The sequence below is a fragment of the Pararoseomonas sp. SCSIO 73927 genome (genome assembly GCF_037040815.1).
GTDB lineage: Bacteria > Pseudomonadota > Alphaproteobacteria > Acetobacterales > Acetobacteraceae > Roseomonas.
In genome coordinates, this window is the sequence record NZ_CP146232.1 from 1,878,440 (window position 1) to 1,898,887 (window position 20,448).

Consider the following 20,448-nt stretch of genomic DNA (forward strand, 5'->3'; position numbering starts at 1 on the left):
CCCCTGTTTCGCGGCGCGGATCGCCGGATCGGCCGCGCCGCCGCTCTCGTCCTTGTTGGGTTGCCACCTCTCCGGGCCTGCCCCATCACGGCGCCGGTGACGGAGAGGTGGCGTTCGATCCGCGCATGACCCTGACCGTGGAGCAAATCCTCGAGCTCGCCCCCGATGCGCCGAGCCGGAAGGCCGGCCAGGGCCAGGCGAAGGCGGCATCCTGGAGCGGCCCCGGCCGGGACGGGACACTGATCTGGGGCGAGATCAAGGGCAGCGGCGCCGCCCCCTACCGGACGGTCTGCGACCTCGCCGGCCCCGCCTCCAAATGCACCTGCCCGAGCCGGAAGTTCCCCTGCAAGCACGCGCTGGGCCTCATGCTCGTGAACGCCGCGGCGCCGCTGCCCGCGGGCGAGCCGCCGGATTGGGCCGCGGCCTGGGGCAAGGGGCGGGAGACGCGCGCGGCCAGGGCGGAGACAAGGGCCGCCGAGCCGCCGAAGCCGGTGGACGAGAGGGCCCAGGCCCGGCGCCAGCAGGCCCGCGCCGCGCGGGTCTCGGACGCGCTGGACGAGCTGGACCTCTGGCTGCGCGACCTGATGCGGCGCGGCCTCGCCGCCGCGCGGAGCGAGCCCTACGCCTTCTGGGACCGCATGGCGGGCCGGCTGGTGGACGGCCAGGCGCCCGGCCTCGCGCGCCGGGTCCGGGCGCTGCCGGGGCTGGCCGCGGCGGCACCGGCGGCGGGGGCGCCCCGGCCGGAGGCGGCGCTCGCGCTCGGCATCGGGCGGCTGGGGCTGCTGCTCCGCGCCGCGCGGCGGCTGGACGCCCTCTCCCCCGAGGCGGCGGCCGGGGTCCGGGCCGCGATCGGTTACCCCGTGGCGGCGGAGGAGCTGGCGGCGCGGCCGGACCGGGCGGATGACTGGGCCGTGCTCGCCCAGACGCTGGAGGAGGAGGGGGGGCTCACCGCCCGCACCGTCTGGCTCGCCGGGCGAAGGGGCGGGGCGGTGGCGCAGGTGATCGACTTCGGCGCGGCGGGCTCTCCCCTGCCGCCGGCGCCGCTGCCCGGCCAGGACTTCACCGGCGCGCTGGGCTTCTACCCCGGCGAGCCGGCCCTGCGCGCGGTGTTCCGCGAGGGGCGGGCCGCGCCCTCCTCCCCCGCTTCCCTGCCCGGCGGGACCGGGGTGGCGGCGGCGCTGGAGGGCTTCGCGGAGGCCCTGGCGCGCGCCCCCTGGACGGAGCGCTGGCCGCTGCGCCTCGCGGGGGTGCGCTTCGGGCGGCTGGCGGCGGATGAGGGCACCGCCTATGGCGTCGGGGACGCGACCGGTTGCCTCTCCCTACGGGCCGGGCCGCAGCTGCCGGCCCTGCTGACGGTTTCGGCCGGGCGCCCCGTGGACCTGTTCGGCCTCTACGACGGCACCGGGCTGGTGCCCCTGGCCATGGTGGCGGAGGGGCACCTCTACACCCTTCCGGCGGGGGATCCGCGGCCGATCCTGGCGCGCGCGGCATGAGCGGCGCCGCGATGACGGCCGGCGACGGCTTCGGCCCCGCCCTCGCCGCCGCGCTGCTGGGGGCCGACCGGGCGCCGGCCGCCCCCGGCGCCCCGCACGGCACGGCGCCCGACCTGGCGCTCGACCCGGACCTGGCGGGCAATCCCGGCGGCGCCCTGCTCGCGCGGCTGGCCGTGGCGGGCGCGCGGCACCTGGCCGGCGCGGGGCTGACGGCCGAGGCCCTCACCACCTTCCCGCCCGGGGCGGCCAGGGAGGGCCGGGCCTGCCCGCCCGCCGCCGCCGCGCGGCTGGCGCTGCTGCTCTCCGGCGGGCCCTCGGCGGAGATGCGGCTGCGCGAGTGGTGCGCACTGGCCGGCGCGGCGGGGGTGAGCGCGCCGGCCTGGCTGCTGCCCGCCCTGGCCCCGCTGCGCGAGAAGGCGCCCGAGCTGGTCCACCCGGTCGCCGGCGCCGGCCTCGACTGGCTCGCCCAGGTCGAGGCCGGGGCGGGGGCGCCGCCCCCAAGGGCCCGGGAGGCCGCGGACTGGACGGAGGGCACCCCGGCCGAGCGCCGCGCGGCCTTCGCCGCCTTCCGCGGGCGCGACCCGGAGGCCGCCCGCGCCGCCCTGCAGGCCGGGTTCAAGGCCGAGAGGGCCGAGATGCGGCAGCACCTTGTGGAGGCGATGCGCGCCGGGCTGAATGACTCCGACGAGCCGTTCCTGGAAGCCTGCCTCGACGACCGTGCCCTGGGGGTGCGGTCCGCCGCGCAGCGCCTGCTGGCCCGGCTGCCGCGCTCGCGCTTCGCGGACCGCATGGCGGCGCGAGTGGCGGCGGCGCTGGTGGTGGAGAGCCGCAAGCGCTTCCTGCTCGGCACGCAGCACGCGCTGACGGTGGCCCTGCCCGAGGAATCGCCGGAGCTGGCGCGGGACGGCGTGGCGCCGAGGAGCTGGGAGCGCGACACCGGCCGCCGGGCCGGGCTGCTGCGCGATATCCTGGCCGCCGCCCCGCTGCGCGCCCTGTCCGCGCACCCGCCGCGCCTCCTGATCGAGCTGGCGCTGCGGAGCGACTTCCCCCTCTCCATCCTGGAGGGGCTGATGGCGGCGATGCGGCGCGAGGACGACCATGCCTGGGCCCGCGAGCTGGCGGCCGTGCTGGGCGAGGCCGCCGCCGGGCGCCTTCCCGACGTGAAGGACCCGAAGCCGATGCCGGGCCTCTGGGCCCGCGCCGCCGCGGCGCTGCCGGCGGAGGAGTGGGAGCGGCTGGTGCAGGAGTCGTTCCGCACGCGCGGGGCGGAGGCGGTGATCACGCTACTCGGCAACGCGCCGCACGCCTTCTCGGAAGGCTTCTCCGAGGCGCTGATCCGCTGGTTCTCCGCGACCCTGCGGGCCACGCGCGCGGGGCGGCAGGCGCTGGTGAAGTCCTGGGCGATCGGCCGGTCCAGCCAGGCCTGCGCGCCCTCGGAGCGGACCGCCGCCGCGGCCGCCGCCCTGCTGGAAGACCTGCCGGCCGAGAGCGCCGATCAGACGGAGCAGCAGCTGCGCAACCAGGCGACCGGCCTGGCCGAGGTGCTGGCGCTGCGCCTGGCCATGCGCCGGGAATTCGGGACAGGGGAGAGGGACTGAGCCATGACGCAGACAGATGGGAACGGGGCCTCCTCCATCCGCCCCGCCGCGGAGCACGCCTTCGCCGCCGAGCTCGAGGCCCTGCGCGCCGCCGACACGCGCTCGCGCCCGCCGAACTGGAACCTCTCGCCCCAGGCCGTGGTGACCTACCTGATGGGCGGGCGGCTGGAGAGCGGCGCGGAGATCACGCCGAAATACATCGGCGACCGCCGCCTGATGGAGGTGGCGGTGGCGACGCTGGCCACCGACCGCGCGCTGCTGCTGCTGGGCGTGCCCGGCACCGCGAAGAGCTGGGTGAGCGAGCATCTGGCCGCCGCCATCTCCGGCAACTCCCGCCTGATCGTGCAGGGCACCGCGGGCACGAGCGAGGAGGCGATCCGCTACGGCTGGAACTACGCCCTGCTGCTGGCGAAGGGGCCGAGCCGGGAGGCGGTGGTCGCCTCCCCCGTGATGCGCGCCATGCAGGAGGGGCGGATCGGGCGCGTGGAGGAGCTGACGCGCATCCCGTCGGAGACGCAGGACAGCTTCATCACCGTGCTGTCGGAGAAGACGCTGCCGATCCCCGAGCTGAACGACGAGATCCCGGCCGCGCGCGGCTTCAACCTCATCGCCACCGCCAACAACCGCGACCGCGGCGTGAACGAGCTGTCCAGCGCGCTGAAGCGCCGCTTCAACACGGTGGTGCTGCCGCCGCCGGCCACGATCGAGGCGGAGATCGCCATCGTGGAGACGCGCGTGGCCGCTCTCGGCCGCGCCTTCGAGATCCCGGCGGAGCCGCCGGGCGCCGAGCAGATCCGCCGCGTGGTGACGATCTTCCGCGAGCTTCGGATGGGCGTGACGGAGGACGGCAAGTCGAAGGTGAAGCAGCCCTCCGGCACCCTCTCCACGGCGGAGGCGATCAGCGTGGTCGGCAACGGGCTCGCGCTGGCCGCGCATTTCGGCGATGGCCGGCTCTCGGCGCGCGACCTCGTCTCCGGCATCGCGGGCGCCGTGGTGAAGGACCCCGTGCAGGACGCGATCGTGTGGCGGGAATACCTGGAGACGGTGGTGAAGGAGCGGGACGGGTGGAAGGACCTCTACCGCGCCGCCCGCGAGAGCGCCTGAGCCCGCGCCGGTGCCGGATATCCGCCTCTTCGGCATCCGCCACCACGGGCCGGGATCGGCGCGCAGCCTGCGCGCGGCGCTGGAGGCGTACCAACCGGATCTCGTGCTGATCGAGGGGCCGCCGGACGCGGAGGACCTCCTCCCGCTCGCGGCGCACGCGGCGATGGCGCCGCCCGTCGCGCTCTTCGTCTATCGGCCGGACCGGCCGCGCGACTGCGCCTTCTTCCCCTTCGCGGATTTCTCGCCGGAATGGGTGGCGATCCGCCATGCGCTGGCGGCCGCCGTGCCGGTGCGTCTGATCGACCTGCCGCAGGCCGTGCAGCTGGCGGACGGGTTCGGTGCGCCGGAGGAAGCCGCCCCGGATGGCGGGGAGGAGCCCGCGGAGCCACCGCCCCCGCTGGACGGCGACGCGGGCAACGCCCCGGTTGCAGAGGCGGGTTCCGGCCCTGGCGAGGCCCCGGCGGCGGCGACGCCGGAGGCGATCCGGCGCGACCCCTTCGGCGAGCTGGCCGGGGCCGCGGGCTACCCGGACGGCGAGCGCTGGTGGGACGCGCTGGTGGAGAGCCGCGCGGGCGAGGACGGCGACGTCTTCGCCGCCATCGCGGAGGCCATGGGCGCGCTGCGCGAGGCGGCCGACGCGCGGCCCGACGACGATTTCCGCGAGAGGGCGCGCGAGGCGACGATGCGCGCCGGCATCCGCCGCGCCGCGAAGGAGGGCTTCGCGCGGGTCGCGGTGGTCTGCGGCGCCTGGCACGTCCCCGCCCTGGCCCGGCACGACGCGCGCGGGCAGGCGGCCGCGGACAACGCCATGCTGAAGGGCCTGCCGAAGGTGAAGGTCGCGGCCGGCTGGGTGCCCTGGTCCTACGAGCGGCTGGCCCTGGCCAGCGGCTACCGCGCCGGCGTGCTCTCCCCGGAATGGTACGACACGCTGTGGCACCACGAGGGCCGGGTGGCCGCCCGCTGGCTGGCCCGCGCCGCCGCCCTGCTGCGGGCAGAGGACCTGGACGCCTCCCCCGCCTCAGTGATCGAGGCGGCGCGGCTGGCCGAGGCGCTGGCCGGCTTCCGCGGCCGCGCGCGCCCATCCCTGGAGGACCTGGACGAGGCGGCGCGGGCCACGCTGTGCTTCGCGGACGAGGCGCCGATGGCGCTGATCCGCCGCAAGCTGGCGATCGGGGAGCGCCTGGGCGCCACGCCGCCGGAAGCCCCCTCCACCCCCGTGGAGGCGGATTTCGCCGCGCAGTGCAAGCGCCTGCGCCTGAAGCCCGGCGGGGATGCCGGGGAACTGGTGCTGGACCTGCGGAAGGAGACGGACCTCGCCCGCAGCCACTTCCTCAACCGCCTGGCGCTGATCGGCATTCCCTGGGGTGTAAGGCGGGAGGCGCGCGGGCGCGGCACCTTCAAGGAGGGCTGGTTCCTCTCCTGGCAGCCGGACTGGGTGGTGGAGCTGGTCGCGGCCTCCGTCGATGGCGGCACGGTGGCGGAGGCGGCGGCGGGCCGCGTGCGCGCGAAGGCGCGCGGGGCGGGAAGCGTGGCGCAGCTGGCCGGGCTGATCGGCACCCTGCTGGACGCCGACCTGGCCGATGCGGGCGCGGAGGTGATCCGCGCCGTCGACGACCGCGCCGCCGTCTCGGCCGATGTCTTCGACCTGATGGACGCGATGCCGCCGCTGGCGGAGCTGGCCCGCTACGGCTCCGTCCGCTCCTCGGACACGGCGCCGGTGCTGGCGGTGCTGCGCGGGCTGATGCCGCGCGTGGCAGCCGGGCTGGTGGCGGCCTGCCAGAGCCTGGACGACGACGCGGCGGCGGCAGCGACGAGGCGCGTCGTCGGCGTCTCCTCCGCCGTGGCGCTGCTGGAGGACGCGGCGCTGAAGGCGCCCTGGACGGAGGCGCTGCGCACGCTGGCGGACCAGGAGCACGTGCATGGCCGCCTCGTCGGCCGCGCCGTGCGCCTGCTCTTCGACGACGGCGCGATTCCCGTGGAGGAGGCGGGCGGCCGGCTCCGCCGCGCCCTTTCCCCCGCCGCCGGCGCCCCTGCCGGAGCGGCCTGGATCGAGGGCTTCCTGGAGAGCAGCGGCACGGCGCTGCTGCACGGCCAGGGGTTGCTGGCCGTGGTGGACGAGTGGCTGGGCGGGCTGGAGGAGGGCGTCTTCGTCGAGCTGCTGCCCCTGGTGCGCCGCACCTTCGCGACGATCGCGGCCGGGGAGCGCCGGATGATCGGCGAGGCGCTGCGCCGCCCCGGCGGCCCCGCCGCGATCGACGCGCCGCCCGGCCACGTCTTCGACGCGGCGCGCGCGGCGAAGGTGATGCCCATCCTCGAGCTCCTTTTCGGGCCCGCGCCCAGGACCGTGCCCGCAGCCACGGAGGACGCGCCATGAGTGCGGAGGAGGAGCGCCTGCGCCGCTGGCGCCTGGTGCTCGGCGGCGGCGCCGCGGACGGCACGGGGTTCTCCCTCGCCGAGGCCGACCGCCGGATGGATGGCGCGCTGGGCGCCCTCTACGATTCCGACCGCAAGGGCGGGCTCGGTGCCTCCGCGCCCTCCGTGCCGCGCTGGCTCGGCGACATCCGCGACTACTTCCCGGCATCGGTCGTGCAGGTGATGCAGCGCGACGCCTTCGAGCGGCTGGACCTGAAGCGCATGCTGTCCGAGCCGGAGATGCTGGAGGCGGTGGTGCCGGACGTCTCCCTCGTCTCCACCCTCATCTCCATGCGCGGCCTGCTCGGCGGCCGCACGAAGGAGACGGCGCGGCTGGTGGTGCGCAAGGTGGTGGAGGCGCTGCTGCAGAAGCTGGAGGAGCCGATGCGGCAGGCGGTGAAGGGGGCGATCGACCGCGCCACGATCAACCGCCGCCCGCGCCACGCGGAGATCGACTGGAACCGCACCATCCGCGCCAACCTCCGCCACTACCAGGCGGAGTACCGCACGATCATCCCGGAGACGCGGATCGGCCACGGGCGCCGCAGCCGCGGCAGCCTGAAGGACGTGATCCTCTGCATTGACCAGTCCGGGTCGATGGCGAACTCCGTCGTTTATTCCAGCATCTTCGGCGCGGTGATGGCCTCGCTGCCCGCCGTCTCCACCCGCCTCGTGGTCTTCGACACGGAGGTGGTGGACCTGACCGACGAGATGGACGACCCCGTGGAGGTGCTGTTCTCCGTGCAGCTCGGCGGCGGCACGGACATCAACCGCGCGGTGGGGTACTGCGAATCCCGCATCACCCGGCCGGAGGACACGGTGCTGGTGCTGATCTCTGACCTCTACGAGGGCGGGGTGGAGGCGGGGCTGCTTACCCGGGCGCAGCGCCTCGTCGGCGCGGGCGTGCAGGTGGTGGCGCTGCTGGCCCTCTCCGACGAGGGCGCGCCGTCCTACGACCGCGGCCTCGCCGCGCGCCTGGCCGCCCTCGGCGTGCCCGCCTTCGCCTGCACGCCGGACCTGTTCCCGGACATGATGGCGGCGGCGATCCGCAAGACGGACCTGAATGCCTGGGCGGCGGCGTCCGGCATCGCGGCCGTGCCGGCGGCCGGGGGCGATCCCGCGTGATGCCTGCTCCCACGACGCCCGACGAGGTTTGCGCGCTGCTGTCGCGCTTTGGCGCGCTCCGCCCGCAGCCCGCCTCGGACTGGAACGGGGAGGGCGCCCTGCCACCCGAACTCGCCCGCCTCTACGCCGAGGTCGGGCCCATGGGTGAGGCGGGCGCGCTCCTGATCCCGCATTACGGCAACGAGATCCGCATTCCCTCGCTCTCTGCCCTCTGGGCCCTGCAGGAGGGCTATCGCTGGAATGGCCGGGACGGCCGGCGCCTGCCGGACTGGCCGGACCACTGGCTCGTCGTCGCGGAGCAGGGTGGCGACCCCTTCATCCTCGACCGCGAGGGCGGGGCGGTGCTGCACGCCCGCCATGGCGAGGGCGCCTGGAACCCCGCGCCGCTCTTCCCCGGCATCCTCGCCGCCATCGCCGCGCTCGGCACCTTCGGCGCGCTGCACGAGGAGGCGGGAGAGGATCTCCTGGATGAGAGTTTCGAGCCGAGGCCCGCCTGGCGCGCCGAGCTCCTCGCGCGGCTGGGCCGGTTCCTGGGTCCGGAAGGGGCGGCGCGCGCGGCGGAGCGGTTGGAATGGTAGGGTTCGCCCCGCCTCGCGCTCGCCGCGGCGCCCGTGCTGCTCCTGGCGGGCGGTCCCGCCGCCGCGGAGACCCGCCGGGCCGCCCTGCAGCCCGAGGTAGAGGGCGAGGCGATGGCCGCCTGCCTGACGTGCCAGGACCACCCCTTTCTGCGGGACCAGGACCACCTCTGGGCCGCCTGCGTCACCCCTCCGCCGCGTCGCGATTGGCTTCCCTCAGCACGCCGATGAAGGCCTTCAGCGCGGCGGGCACGTGGCGCCGCCCGGGGTAGTAGAGCATCAGTCCCGGCCCCGGCGGGCACCACTCGTCGAGCACCGTCACGAGCCCTCCGGCGCGCAGCACCTCCCGCGCGAAGGGTTCCGGCACGTAGGCGATGCCCAGCCCGTCCGCCGCCGCCTGCACCATGAGGTCGTTGTCGTCGAGCGTCAGCGCGCCGGGCGCGTCCACGGCGATGCTCGTCCCGTGCCGGCTGAACTCCCACCGGTACCGCTTCCCGCTGGGCAGGCGCTGGCGGATGCAGTCGTGCCGCTCCAGGTCGTCCGGCACCGTCAGGGGCGGCCGGCCCGCCAGGTAGGCGGGGGAGGCGACCGCGACGAAGCGGACCTCGCCGGCGACGGGTACCGCGATCATGTCCCGCGGCACCGCCTCCGCGAGGCGCACGCCCGCGTCGAAGCCGCCCTCGACGATGTCGACCAGGCGCCCCTCGGAGACGAGGTCGAGCTCCACGCCCGGGTAGCGCGCCCGGAAGGCCGGGACCACGCGGCGCAGCAGCCAGCGCGCGCCGCTCCGGTTCGCGTTGATCCGGAGCGGGCCGGCGGGCGCCGCGCCCGTCTCCGTCAGCCCGTCGAGCGCGGCGTCGAGGTCGCGCAGCACGGGATCGAGCCGCTCGAGGAGGCGCGCCCCCGCCTCGGTGGGCGAGACGCTGCGGGTGGTCCGATGGAGGAGGCGGACGCCGAGGCGCAGCTCCAGCCCGTTCAGCGCGTGGCTGAGGGCCGAGCGGGAGACGCCGAGCTGATCGGCGGCCTTGCGGAAGCTCCTCTGGCCGGCGACGGCGGAGAAGGCGGCGAGATCGTTCAGCGTCGGCCGCGGCACTGGTGAACCCTCCTCACGTCCACATCCGGGATTGGAGAGATTATCGCGCCGCCGCCACGATGCCACCTGGGACCGGCAACAGAAGGGATCGGTGGCATGAAGACGTGGTTCGTGACCGGCGCCTCGTCGGGGCTCGGGAAGGTGATGGCGGAGGAGCTGCTGGCGCGGGGCGACCGCGTCGTCGGCGCCGTGCGGCGGACCGAGGCCTTGGCCGACCTCGAGGGCCGCTACGGCGAGGCCCTCCTGGCCATCCGCCTCGACATGATGGACGCCGCGAGCATCCGCCGGGCGGTGGACGAGGCCGTGCAGCGCTGCGGCCGGATCGACGTCGTGGTGAGCAACGCGGGCTACGGCCTGTTCGGCGCGGCCGAGGAGCTCTCGGACGCGCAGATCGACCGGCAGATCGCCACGAACCTGACGGGCTCCATCCAGCTGATCCGGGCGGCCATCCCGCCGCTGCGCCGGCAGGGCGGCGGGCGGATCGTCCAGGTCTCCTCGGAGGGCGGGCAGATCGCCTATCCCGGCTTCGGCCTCTATCACGCCACCAAGTGGGGCATCGAGGGCTTCGTCGAGGCCGTGGCGCAGGAGGTCGCCCCCTTCGGGATCGACTTCGTCATCGCCGAGCCCGGCCCGACGGCGACCGGCTTCGGGGCGGCGCTCGACCGCGCCGAGCCGATGGAGGCCTATGAGCGGACGCCGGCCGGCGAGATCCGCAGGGCCATCCTCGGCGACGGCTTCGCCATCAAGGGCGACGCGGAGCGCACGGTGCGCGCCATCATCGCCGCCGCGGACGAGGCACGGCCCGCCCTGCGCCTCACCCTCGGCAGCACGGCCTATGAGAGCGTCGGCGCGGCGCTCCGGCAGCGGCTGGATTCCCTCCACGCCCAGCGGGACGTCGCCTTCTCCGCCGATCGGCCGGACGCGGCCTGAAGGAGCCATCGCCCATGCAACGCCGTCTCCTCGCCTGCCTGGCGGGCGCCCTCGCGATCCTCCCGGTGACGGCCGGCGCCCAGCCCGCCGCGCCCAACAAGCTCGTCGGCACCTGGCGCATGGTCTCGGCGCAGATCGACCCCGAGGGCGCGAACACGCCCGCCTACGGCCCCGATCCCCATGGCTGGCTCGTGTTCACGCCGGAGCTCACCTTCGTCGAGGTGCTGACCGACCCGCGCGTCCCCCGCTTCGCCTCCGACGTGCGCGGGCAGGGCACGGCCGAGGAGAACCGGGCCGCCATGGCCGGCAGCATCGGCTTCTTCGGCCGCTACACCGTGGACGGGAACGGCGACTTCAGCGGCAACCGGGTCGAGGGCTCGACCTTCCCGAACTGGGTCGGAGGCGTCAGGACCCGGGAGCAGCTGCGGTTCGATGTGGCGGGAGACCGGATGACGGAGGTCTTCCGGCGGCCGGAGGGAACCATGATCCGCATCCTCTGGGAGCGCGTCCGGCGGGAGTGACGGAGAGGTTCCCCGCCCGGATCCGTCCCGGGGCGGAGGCATCCCCGGTCCGGCGCAGCGCGTCGATCACGGCGCGGAGCGCGGGGGGACCTGCCGATGGAGGTGGCGGCCGGCGGAGCGCCGGCGCCGGTCATGCAGCACCTGGGCCGGCCGCGAGGTCCTCCTCCATCACGAGGCCCGGCGCGGCGCCGGGCTCAGGCCGCGGCCCTGAGCAGCGCGTCGCGGCGGGCCAGGAAGCGGTCCGCGACCTCGGGGTTCACCAGCCTCGGGGGAAGGCCGTGGACGGCGGCCCCGAAGGCCTCGGCCGCCATGCTCGCCACCCGCGCGCGGCTCTCGGCCGTCACCCCGGCGGTATGGGGCGAGGCGAGCACGGCCGGGTGCGCCAGCAGCGGGTGGGAGGCGGGGGGAGGCTCCTCCTCCCACACGTCCAGCCCCGCGCCGCCCAGCCGCCCCTCCTGCAGGGCGGAGAGGAGGGCCGCCTCGTCCAGGATGAACCCGCGCGCGGTGGTGACGAGGATGGCGCCGGGCCGCATCCGCCCGATCGCCGCCGCGTCGATCATCCCGCGCGTCTCGGCCGTCAGCGGGCAGTGGAGCGAGACGATGTCCGCCGCGCCGAGCAGCTCCGGCAGCTCCACCTTCGTCGCGCCCCGCCCGGCGATCGTGGCAGCGTCCAGCGCGGGATCGGCGGCCAGGACCCGGCAGCCGAACACGGCCAGCAGCTGCGCCATGCGCGCGCCGACATGGCCGAGCCCGACAAGCCCGACCGTGCGGCCGGCCAGCTCCCGGCCGATCAGCGCGTTCCGGTCGCTCACCGTGCCGGCCCGCATCGCCGCCTGCGCCTCCGGCACGCGCTTGAGGAGGAGGAGGATCATGCCCAGCGCGTGCTCGGCCACGCCCTCCGCATTGCCGCCGGCCTGGTTCACCACGGCGACCCCCGCGGCGGTGCAGGCCTCGACGTCGATCGTGTCGTAGCCCGCGCCGTAGCTGGCGACCACGAGCAGGTCCGGGAGCCGCGCCAGCAGCGCCGGGGTCACGTGCCAGGGCAGCGGCAGCTCGTGCCGCGCCGCCCAGGCGTAGTAGCCGTGGCACTCCGCCAGCGCGGCGGCGACCGCCGCTTCCGGCTGGTCGAGCGCGATCCGGCGGACCTCCAGATCCGGGAACCCTGCCGCCGTGGTCAGGAAGGATTCGTTCATCGGCCTCTCGAGGTAGCCGACGCGGAAGCGCGACAGGTTCAAGCTCATCTCCCGGAGTTCATCCCTTCCTCGTGCCCGATGTCTTCGGGCCCGGCCCCTACGGTGGCCGGCCCGGGCGGTGCGAGGGCCGGCCGGTGCCGGGCGTAACCGGCCGTCCAGGCCCCCAGCAAGCGGCGGAAGCGCCGCCGGGTCAACAGGAGGGGGCGCGGCGCCGGAGCGTCTCCTTGGGCGTCCCCCTCAACGCGGGTTGATCAGGTCGAACACCGCCGCGAAGCGGCCGGTGGCCTCGGCGGTCCGCTGCGCCTTCACCCGCTCCACCAGGATCTCGTCGGCGTCCGGCTCGGCCGAGAGCAGGGCCATGCTCTCGCGGATGAAGCTCTCCAGCGGCAGCGCGCGCGGGTTCTCGCGCTGGCCCGGCGTCAGGTCGGTCGCCACCAGCGGCGGCGCCAGCTCGATTACCCTCACGGGGGTGTCCCGCAGCTGGTGGCGGAGCGAGACGCTGTAGGAGTGGATCGCGGCCTTCGTCGCCGAGTAGGTGGGCGTGTCCGCGCGCGGCACGAAGGCGAGGCCGGAGGAGACGTTCACCACCGCCGCCTTCGGCCGCGCCAGCAGCTGCGGCAGCAGGGCCGCGGTCAGGCGGATCGGGCCCAGCAGATTGGTGGTGATCGTGGCCTCGGCGATGGACAGGGCTTCGGGGTCGGCGAGCACGTTCTCCACGCGCATGATGCCGGCGTTGTTGACAAGGACGTTCAGCCCGGGGTGCTCCGCGGCCATCCGCGCGGCGAAGTCGCGGATCGCGGCGGCGTCGTCGATGTCGAGGGTGGCGACGTGCAGACCGGGACGGCCCGCCGCCACCTCCTCCAGCGGCGCGCGGCGGCGCCCGGCGATGATGACGGCGTTGCCCGCCGCGTGCAGCGCCTCGGCGAGGCCGCGGCCGATGCCGGTGCCGCCGCCCGTGACAAGGATGGTGTTGCCGGTGATGTCCATGGGGGGCTCCGATTCGGTCGCTGCGGGACGGATCGTCTTCTGCACCGGGGCGGGCCGTCCGGTAAGCCGGACCTTGCTGCGCGGCTCGTGAAGGAGGGCTCGGCGACGGGGCCGCGCAACCCCGCCTGGCCCGGGCTCCGCCGCGGAGGGCGCCTCAGGAGCTTCCGCCGGGCGGGCCGTGAGGCGGCGCACGATGCCGCGAGGCCCGGCTTTTCGGGGCTGCGCCGCGCGGCGCCGCCGGGCAGGTTCCGCCCCATGCCGCTCCGCACCTCTCTCGCCGCCGCGCTCCTCGCGCTCGCCCCGACCGCTGCGGTGCCCGCCACGGCGCCCGCTGCTGAGGCGGAAGCGGCGTGGAGCTTCGCCTGCCCCGCGCCCGGCACGGCGGCCACCTACGCCCCGCCGGTCACGATGCGCCACGAGGGCACGGCCGGCGGCCCGCTGCTCTGCCGCGTTGCCGGCCAGCGGACCCCCTGGGTGCTCGGCCTCGCGGGGGACGAGGATCCCTCCGGGCGCGCTCTCCTCGAGACGCTGGAGCGCGGCTTCTTTCCCGCCCGGCCCGGCGCCGTCGCCCGGCGCCCGCCCCGTCCCGGCGGGACCGGCAATGCCGGCGCGACGGAGCTGACCTTCGCCGGCTACGAGGCGCTGGAGGTTCCGGCGGGGCGCTTCGAGGCCGCGCGGATCGACTTCCGCTACCAGCGCTCGGCCGACCGGGTGCAGACGATGCGGGCCTGGATCGACCGCGCCACGGGCGTGCTCGTCCGGATGGAGCTGGAGGAGGGCCCGAACGGGCGCCGGATCGAGGCGGTGGCGACGACCCTGACCCGCCCGTGAACTGTTCCGTGAATTGCCTGTGAGCTGTCCGTGAGCCGCGCCCTTCGCCTCGTCGCGCTCGCGGCCTTTCTCGTGGCGCACGGCCCCGCCCGCGCGCAGGAGGTGGACGACCGCGCCGCCTGCATGGCCGCGATCGCGCGGGTGGAGCCGGGTTCCGGCATCACGCCGGGCCTGCTGGCCGCCATCGCGCGGGTGGAGAGCGGGCGCGCCGATCCCTCCGGCCCGGGCGGCCCCCCGCTCTGGCCATGGCCCTGGGCCTATAACGCCGCCGGCGAGGGCCGCTTCGCCGAGAGCCGCGCCGCCGCGATCGCCGAGGTGGCGGCGCTGCGGGCGCGGGGCGTGCAGTCCGTGGATGTGGGCTGCATGCAGGTGAACCTTCTCCACCACCCCGCCGCCTTCGCGAGCCTCGCCGACGCCTTCGACCCGCTGACGAACGTGCGCTACGCCGCCGCCTTCCTGCTGCGCCTGCGCGCGGAGACCGGGGGCTGGGAGGCCGCCGTGGCGCGCTACCACTCCGGCGACCCGGAGCGTGGGGCGGCCTACGGCCAGCGCGTGGCCCTGGCGCAGCTCGGCCGCCCCTGGGACGGCGCCGCCCCTGCGTCCGCTCCGGCCCCCCGGCCGCGCCCGGCCGCCTGCACGCGGCGCGGTGCCGCCGTGGTCGTGGTGCGCGCGGGCGGCGACGCGGCCGGGGGCGCCGTCTCCGCCGGCCTGGCCTGCACCGGCCGCGCCTCCACCCGGCGCGCGCCGGGTCCCGGACCGGCTGCACCCCTGGCAACCCCCCTGGCAACCCCCATGGCAGCCCCCCTGGCAACGCCCGTGGCCGCGGCCTACCGTGCGCCGCCGCGCCTGCGCGTTGCCGCCCGCTAGCCGCGCGGCAGGTCCGGCCGCCCTGCCAGGAGCCGATACGGAATGACCATGCCGCGAGTCCCCCTCCTGGCCGCCACCCTCCTCGCGCTCTCGGCCTGCGCCGGGGACGCGCCGACCTCGGACCGCAGCACCTCCCGCTCCATGCTGCGCGTCGGCGACCACATGCTGGACAGCGGCGAGCTCTCCACCGCCGAGACCTTCTACCGCGGCGCCGCGGAGCGCGACCCGACCGACCCGGAGCCGCGCCTCCGCCTCGCCAACCTCCGCGCCCGCCAGGGCGACCCCGACGCGGCCATGCGCGCCTACATGGAGGCCGTGGCGGCCGATCCCGGCAATGCCGAGGCCCGGAAGGCCGCCGCCGGCCTGCTGCTGCGGCGCGGCGACCGCGCCTCCGCCGGGGTGGCGCTGGACCTCCTCGCCCCCATCGCCGGGTCCAGCGGCCGCGACGCCCGGACCCCTCGCCTCCAGGGCGTCGCCCTCGACCTCCTGGGCCGGCAGGCGGAGGCCGCGGAGGCCTATCGCCGCGGCCTCGCCGTGAACCCGAACGACCCCGCCCTCCGCGCCAACCTCGCCCTCTCCCTAGCGGTGGCGGGGCAGGCCGACGCGGCGATGGAGGAGGCGGGCCGCGCCATGGCCGCCCCCGGCAGCGGCCCCGCCCAGCGCGGCACCCTCGTGCTCGTCCTCGCCATCGCCGGGCGCGACGCGGACGCCCAGCGCGAGGCCGCGCTGCTGCCGCCCGGGGAGGCCGACGCCGTCCTCGCGAAGGGGCGCAGCGCGGCGCGGCAGACCGACCCCGCGGGGCGGGCGGCGGCCCTCGGGATCTCGCGCGGGTAGAAGGGCCGTCCGGCGCCCGCCAAGGGCGGCGTAGCCGAACTCCGCCCGATCAGCGGCCGGGGTTTTTCGACGGAAGGGGCGCAGGGCTGAACTGCCGGGCTGTCCGGTTCCCGCCGATGCAGTGGGGGCCGACCGGCGTGCTCAGCATCGCCGTGTCGCTTCCGCCACGAGGCCGACGGCAACCCACCGCTGAGCGCGCGCCATCGACGCCGCGGCCTTTGCCGCCTTGCCGGTGCTCGCCGTCCCGGCGCGCAGGACGTCCCGCCCCGCGCCGGCCGGTGCGACATCGCGCGCGATGTCGACGGCGGTTGCCAGGCGGATCGCTCCGGGATCCCGGGTCCGCATGCCCTCGGTGACGGCGATGGGCCGATGGCTCGGGAACACCAGGGTCGTGCTGCACCAGGGCGTTCAGCAGCGGCCCGGCCAGGACTCCCGGTCACCGGCCCCGCGGCACGCCTGTCAGCGGCGCAGGTACTCGCGCACCGTGGCCCAGGCGGCGTCCTGCAGGGTGCGCGCGACGGCGGGATCCAGCCCCGCAGTGTAGCTCGAGCCGACAGGAGACCTGTTGAACAGCGCGGCGTAGGTGACGGCCGCGGCGAGATAGGTTCCGGCCAGGCTCGGGTGCCGCTTGTCCGCGACGTAGAGGCTGATCTCCGGCCGCTCCGTGACCACGCGCGCGAAGGCGAGGCCGGCCGGGATCACCAGCGCGTCGTTCTCGTTGCCGGCGCGGGTATAGGCCTCGGCGAGCCCGGCGGTCATCTCCGGCTTGTCGAGATAGGCCCAGGACATGAAGAACACGGGCTGCGCGCCGTGGCGGCGCACCGTCCCGGCATGGCGCCGGGCGTAGTCGGTGAAAACGTCCTTCATGTCCGGGTGCACCGGGCACTGGCTGCAATCCATCATGACGGCGACATCGAACAGCCGCGCGTCCCTGTTGGGCGTGAGGACGTTGTTCCGGTCGATGGTGTAGCGCGCCACCGCGTTCGGGCGGAAATATGAATCCACGTCGTGCCAGTCGAAGCCGGAACCACCGATGCCGATGAGGGTGGAGCGCAGGCGCTGCGCGGGGGCGGCGGCGCGCAGGAACTCGGAGACGTGGTTGGTGATCCCGTTGTTGTAGTAAAAGAAGCTGTTGCCGATGAAGACGAGCGAGGCGGGCGAGGCGATGCCGGTCCCGGTCACGCTGGCGACCGGCTGCGCGGAGAGCGGCGCCCCACCCCCGGCCAGCATCGCGGAAACGAGCAGCGCGCGGCCGATCCGGTTGATCCTCATCGTCGCATCCTCCCTTCTTCGGTTCTGCCCTCGGCGCCGGCACAGGGGCCACGCGCACGGCGTCGTTCCGCCGATTTGGCTCCGCTCCGCTCCCGGAAGCAAGGCCGCAGCGCGCCGGGTAGCGGCAGAGCGGAGGGCTGAAGTGCAGTGCGTCTCCCGGCCGGTTGCCCTCGCGATGATGGGCGAGGACCTGGTCGGACGGGGAGCCAGCTCCGGCCCCGTTCGGGACAGGCGGGGCGATGTGGTATCGTGGCGGGCACTCACTTCTCTGCACATCCGGAGGTCGGGCGATGGTGGAAGGCCGGGGCGTACAGTCCATCGAGGTCGGCGGCCGGCTGCTGCGGGCGCTGGTGGATGTCGGCCAGCCCGCCATGCTGCGCGACCTGGCCGGAGCGGCGGGGCTGACCCCGGCCCAGGCGCACGCCTACCTCCTCAGCTACCGCAAGATCGGCCTCGTGGAGCAGGACGAGGTGAGCGGGCGCTACGCCCTGGGCCCCTTCGCGCTGGAGATCGGGCTGGTGCGCATGCGCGGCGCCGATCCCCTGCGCATGGCCAGCAAGGCCGCCGCCGAGTTCGCGGCTGACATGGGGCTGATGGTCACCATCGCCGTTTGGGGCACGCACGGCCCGACGATCATCCAGGTGCAGGAATCCACCCGCGCCATCCACGTGAACCTGCGGGCCGGTTCCGTCTACACCATCACGGGCACGGCCACCGGACAGCTCTTCGCCGCCTTCATGCCCGCCGCCCAGATCCGGCCGCTGCTGGAGGAGGAACTGCGCGGCACCGGCGGCACGGAGCGCAAGGTCGGGCGCGCGACCTCCGAAGGGCGGCTGGAGCGCGACATCGCCGCCATTCGCACCCTGGGCTACTCGACGACGGAGGGCGTGCCGGTCCCGGGCATCAACGCCATCAGCGCGCCGGTCTTCGACCATACCGGGCAGATGCAGCTGGCCATCACCGCGATCGGCAACGAGGGCACGCTGGATTGCGGGCCGGAGAGCGCGCAGGCCGCCGCCGTGCTCGCCCTTTCCCGCCGCCTCTCCTCGGAGCTGGGCCACCAGAACCCGGAGCGCGCCGCCCCGGTCAGTGCCCCGCGCCGAGGTAGGCCGCGCGCACCTGCGGATGCTGCAGAAGCGCCGCGCCGGTCCCGGACAGCGTGACGCGGCCGGTTTCCAGCACATAGGCCTGGTCGGCGACGCCCAGCGCCAGGTTCGCCATCTGCTCCACCAGCAGCACGGTGATGCCGCGGGCCCGCAGGTCGCGGATGATGCCGAAGATCTCCCGGATCACCAGCGGTGCCAGGCCGAGGGAGGGCTCGTCCAGCAGCAGCAGGCGCGGCTCGCCCATCAAGGCGCGGGCGATGGCGAGCATCTGCTGCTCGCCGCCCGAGAGGGTGACGGCCATTTGGTCCTGCCGCTCGCGAAGGCGAGGGAACAGGGCGTACTGCGCCTCGATCGCCGCCTCCATCGCGGCGGGGGAGAGGTCGCGCGACCACCCGCCCAGCTCCAGGTTGTCGCGCACGCTCTGGTCCGGGAAGACCTGCCGCCCTTCGGGGGAGAGGGCGATGCCCGCGCGCACGCGGCGGTGCGGCGGCATCGCCGTGATCTCCCGCCCCTCGAAGAGGACGCGGCCGGCGGAGAGGGGCAGTAGCCCCGCGACCGCCTTCATCAGCGTCGTCTTGCCCGCGCCGTTGGCGCCGACGATGGCGACGACCTGCCCCTGATCCACGCGGATCGAGACGTCGCTGACGGCCTGGATCGGCCCGTAGCCGATGCAGGCGCCCTGGACCTCCAGCATCGTGCTCACGCCCCCACCGCCAGCCGGCTCTCCGCCTGCGGCTCGGGCTCGGCCTCGTCGGTGCCGAGATAGGCGGCCATCACGCGCGGATCGGCCTGCACGGCGGCCGGCGCGCCCTCCGCGATGACGGCGCCGTAGTCCAGCACGATCACGTGGTCGGAGATCGCCATGACGAGGTCCATGTGATGCTCCACCAGCAGCATGGTGATGCCCTGGTCGCGGATGCGGAGGAGGATCCTCCCGAGCTCCGCCGTCTCCTGCGGGTTCAGCCCGGCCGCCGGCTCGTCCAGCAGCAGCAGGTACGGCTCCGTCGCCAGGGCGCGGGCGAGCTCCACCCGGCGCTGCAGGCCGTAGGGCAGGGCGCCCGCGGGCTGGTCCGCGAGGCCGGAGAGGCCGAGGAAGCGCAGGATCTCCGCCACCCGCGCCTCCGCCGCCCGCTCCTCCCGCCAGGCGAGCGGCAGGCCGAGAGAGGAGGAGAGGAAGCCGTTCCGCATCCGCGTGTGCTGGCCCAGCAGCACGTTGTCGCGCACGGAGAGGTCGCGGAACAGGCGCAGGTTCTGGAAGGTGCGGGCGATGCCGCGCCGGCACACGACGTGCGAGGATGCCCGCCCCAGGGGTTCACCCTGGAAGAGGGTGCGCCCGGAATCCGGCCGCACGACGCCGGAAAGCATGTTGATGAGCGTGCTCTTCCCCGCCCCGTTCGGGCCGATCAGCGCGTGGATGTGGCCGGGGGTGAGGCGGGCGGAGACGTCGCGCGCCGGGCGGACGCCGCCATAGGCCTTGTTCAGGCCCTCCGCCGAGAGCAGCGGGCCCGCTGTCGCGGGCCGTTCGCGCAGCGGCAGGCGCGCATCCGGGGCGGGCGCCTCCGCGCGGCGGGCGGCGGCGCCGCGCCGGCGGCGGAACAGGCCGTCCAGCACGCCGGCCAGCCCCTTTGGCATGACGTAGAGGGCGAAGAGGAGCAGGGCGCCCTGGACGAAGTGCTCGATCCAGGCCCAGCGGGCGACCATGGCGCCGATCACCGTCAGCGTCACCGCGCCGAGGATCGGCCCGGCCAGCGAGCCGGCGCCGCCGAAGAGGACGAGCAGCAGGATGTTGATGGAGAGGTTGAAGGTGATGAAGTCGGAGTTGATGTACTGGTTCTGCTGCGCGACCAGCGCCCCCGCCAGCCCGCAGCTGGCCGCGGCGATGACGAAGGCGAGCACCTTGGTGCGGTGCACCGCCACGCCCACGGCCCCCGCCGCGACCTCGTCCGCCTGGAGGGAGAGAAAGGCGCGGCCTTAGCGGCCGGTGAGCAGGTTCCGCAGCAGCAGGTGCAGCACGAGGCCGAGCGCGATCACCAGCCAGACCCACCCCCTCATGTCCAGCGGGTCGCCGCCGAAGGTGAGGGGCTTGATGGCGTAGATGCCCATGGCGCCGCCGAAGATGTCGGCCTCCGTCACCAGCTTCTCCACCACGATGCCGAAGGCCAGCGTCACCATGGCCAGGCTGGGGCCGCGCACCCGGAGGGAGGGCGCGGCGATCAGCACGCCGCAGAGCGCGGCGATGGCGGTGGAGAGGACCAGCGCCGTCCAGGGGCCGAGGTCCCAGGCGGAGGTGGTGAGCAGCGCCGCGCCATAGGCGCCGGCCGCGAAAAGGCCGGCCTGCCCGAGCGACTTCTGCCCGGCATAGCCCAGCAGCACGTTCATGCCGGAGGCGCAGAGGAAGAAGATGCCGATGTTGAAGAGGATGCGAAGGTAGAAGTCGTTGGTGACGACCCCGGCCAGGACGGCCGCCGCGCCCGCGACGAGAGCGGCGATGAGAGCATGGCGCATGG

General features: G+C 75.4%; 19 protein-coding genes and 1 pseudogene. 12 read left to right on the plus strand and 8 right to left on the minus strand.

Annotated features, from left to right (window positions below; translation table 11 throughout):
* Window positions 1-125: 125 nt before the first annotated feature.
* Genes VQH23_RS08950 through VQH23_RS08975 form a run of 6 tightly spaced genes read left to right on the plus strand, consistent with a single transcriptional unit; the run spans window position 126 to window position 8,310 of the window.
* Entirely contained in the window at window positions 126-1,493 is a 1,368-nt protein-coding gene (locus VQH23_RS08950; RefSeq protein ID WP_338665287.1) for an SWIM zinc finger family protein, read from the plus strand.
* Window positions 1,490-3,091, plus strand: coding sequence for a DUF5691 domain-containing protein (locus VQH23_RS08955; protein ID WP_338665288.1), 1,602 nt, complete (start codon window positions 1,490-1,492; stop codon window positions 3,089-3,091). Before VQH23_RS08950 ends, VQH23_RS08955 begins: the two co-directional genes overlap by 4 nt.
* A 3-nt stretch (window positions 3,092-3,094) precedes the next feature.
* Complete coding sequence (locus tag VQH23_RS08960; protein ID WP_338665289.1) at window positions 3,095-4,195, plus strand: AAA family ATPase; 1,101 nt, start codon at window positions 3,095-3,097, stop codon at window positions 4,193-4,195.
* 10 nt (window positions 4,196-4,205) lie between these two features.
* Complete coding sequence (locus VQH23_RS08965) at window positions 4,206-6,569, plus strand: DUF5682 family protein (protein WP_338665290.1); 2,364 nt, start codon at window positions 4,206-4,208, stop codon at window positions 6,567-6,569.
* Complete coding sequence (locus VQH23_RS08970; protein ID WP_338665291.1) at window positions 6,566-7,732, plus strand: VWA domain-containing protein; 1,167 nt, start codon at window positions 6,566-6,568, stop codon at window positions 7,730-7,732. Before VQH23_RS08965 ends, VQH23_RS08970 begins: the two co-directional genes overlap by 4 nt.
* The gene (locus VQH23_RS08975) at window positions 7,732-8,310 is read left to right on the plus strand and encodes a hypothetical protein (protein WP_338665292.1); all 579 of its coding nucleotides are present in this window, start codon (window positions 7,732-7,734) and stop codon (window positions 8,308-8,310) included. The genes VQH23_RS08970 and VQH23_RS08975 overlap by 1 nt, the downstream gene beginning before the upstream one ends.
* A gap of 181 nt (window positions 8,311-8,491) precedes the next feature.
* On the opposite strand, the gene VQH23_RS08980 is transcribed toward VQH23_RS08975, so the two are convergent.
* The gene (locus VQH23_RS08980; RefSeq protein ID WP_338665293.1) at window positions 8,492-9,400 is read right to left on the minus strand and encodes a LysR family transcriptional regulator; all 909 of its coding nucleotides are present in this window, start codon (window positions 9,398-9,400) and stop codon (window positions 8,492-8,494) included.
* 96 nt (window positions 9,401-9,496) lie between these two features.
* On the opposite strand from VQH23_RS08980, the gene VQH23_RS08985 reads away from it, so the two are divergent.
* Together VQH23_RS08985 and VQH23_RS08990 are read left to right on the plus strand one after the other, a co-directional pair.
* A complete protein-coding gene (locus tag VQH23_RS08985; RefSeq protein ID WP_338665294.1) occupies window positions 9,497-10,330 on the plus strand; it encodes an SDR family oxidoreductase in 834 nt (277 codons plus the stop codon).
* A gap of 14 nt (window positions 10,331-10,344) precedes the next feature.
* A complete protein-coding gene (locus VQH23_RS08990) occupies window positions 10,345-10,851 on the plus strand; it encodes a lipocalin-like domain-containing protein (protein ID WP_338665295.1) in 507 nt (168 codons plus the stop codon).
* Between the two features lie 194 nt (window positions 10,852-11,045).
* Here VQH23_RS08990 and VQH23_RS08995 read toward each other — a convergent pair whose 3' ends face one another.
* Together VQH23_RS08995 and VQH23_RS09000 are read right to left on the minus strand one after the other, a co-directional pair.
* On the minus strand, window positions 11,046-12,092 hold the full coding sequence (locus VQH23_RS08995; protein ID WP_338665296.1) for an NAD(P)-dependent oxidoreductase: 1,047 nt from the start codon (window positions 12,090-12,092) through the stop codon (window positions 11,046-11,048).
* 189 nt (window positions 12,093-12,281) lie between these two features.
* Complete coding sequence (locus VQH23_RS09000; RefSeq protein ID WP_338665297.1) at window positions 12,282-13,031, minus strand: SDR family oxidoreductase; 750 nt, start codon at window positions 13,029-13,031, stop codon at window positions 12,282-12,284.
* A gap of 255 nt (window positions 13,032-13,286) precedes the next feature.
* Between VQH23_RS09000 and VQH23_RS09005 the strand changes: the two genes are divergently transcribed.
* The 3 genes from VQH23_RS09005 to VQH23_RS09015 are packed head-to-tail and all read left to right on the plus strand — an operon-like array spanning window position 13,287 to window position 15,563.
* The gene (locus VQH23_RS09005) at window positions 13,287-13,862 is read left to right on the plus strand and encodes a hypothetical protein (protein ID WP_338665298.1); all 576 of its coding nucleotides are present in this window, start codon (window positions 13,287-13,289) and stop codon (window positions 13,860-13,862) included.
* A gap of 30 nt (window positions 13,863-13,892) precedes the next feature.
* Complete coding sequence (locus VQH23_RS09010; protein WP_338665299.1) at window positions 13,893-14,729, plus strand: murein transglycosylase; 837 nt, start codon at window positions 13,893-13,895, stop codon at window positions 14,727-14,729.
* A gap of 42 nt (window positions 14,730-14,771) precedes the next feature.
* On the plus strand, window positions 14,772-15,563 hold the full coding sequence (locus VQH23_RS09015) for a tetratricopeptide repeat protein (protein WP_338665300.1): 792 nt from the start codon (window positions 14,772-14,774) through the stop codon (window positions 15,561-15,563).
* Between the two features lie 141 nt (window positions 15,564-15,704).
* On the opposite strand, the gene VQH23_RS09020 is transcribed toward VQH23_RS09015, so the two are convergent.
* Together VQH23_RS09020 and VQH23_RS09025 are read right to left on the minus strand one after the other, a co-directional pair.
* On the minus strand, window positions 15,705-15,947 hold the full coding sequence (locus VQH23_RS09020; protein WP_338665301.1) for a hypothetical protein: 243 nt from the start codon (window positions 15,945-15,947) through the stop codon (window positions 15,705-15,707).
* 75 nt (window positions 15,948-16,022) lie between these two features.
* Complete coding sequence (locus VQH23_RS09025; RefSeq protein WP_338665302.1) at window positions 16,023-16,835, minus strand: hypothetical protein; 813 nt, start codon at window positions 16,833-16,835, stop codon at window positions 16,023-16,025.
* Between the two features lie 290 nt (window positions 16,836-17,125).
* On the opposite strand from VQH23_RS09025, the gene VQH23_RS09030 reads away from it, so the two are divergent.
* Entirely contained in the window at window positions 17,126-17,998 is an 873-nt protein-coding gene (locus tag VQH23_RS09030) for an IclR family transcriptional regulator C-terminal domain-containing protein (protein ID WP_338665303.1), read from the plus strand.
* Here VQH23_RS09030 and VQH23_RS09035 read toward each other — a convergent pair.
* The 3 genes and pseudogenes from VQH23_RS09035 to VQH23_RS09045 form a co-directional block, all read right to left on the minus strand.
* Window positions 17,922-18,644: an ABC transporter ATP-binding protein gene (locus VQH23_RS09035; RefSeq protein WP_338665304.1), complete on the minus strand. Its 723-nt coding sequence runs from the start codon at window positions 18,642-18,644 to the stop codon at window positions 17,922-17,924. The genes VQH23_RS09030 and VQH23_RS09035 overlap by 77 nt on opposite strands.
* Complete coding sequence (locus tag VQH23_RS09040) at window positions 18,641-19,573, minus strand: ABC transporter ATP-binding protein (RefSeq protein WP_338666079.1); 933 nt, start codon at window positions 19,571-19,573, stop codon at window positions 18,641-18,643. Before VQH23_RS09040 ends, VQH23_RS09035 begins: the two co-directional genes overlap by 4 nt.
* 18 nt (window positions 19,574-19,591) lie before the next feature.
* A pseudogene (locus VQH23_RS09045) lies at window positions 19,592-20,446 on the minus strand (branched-chain amino acid ABC transporter permease); the annotation flags it as partial.
* Between the last annotated feature and the right edge of the window lie 2 nt (window positions 20,447-20,448).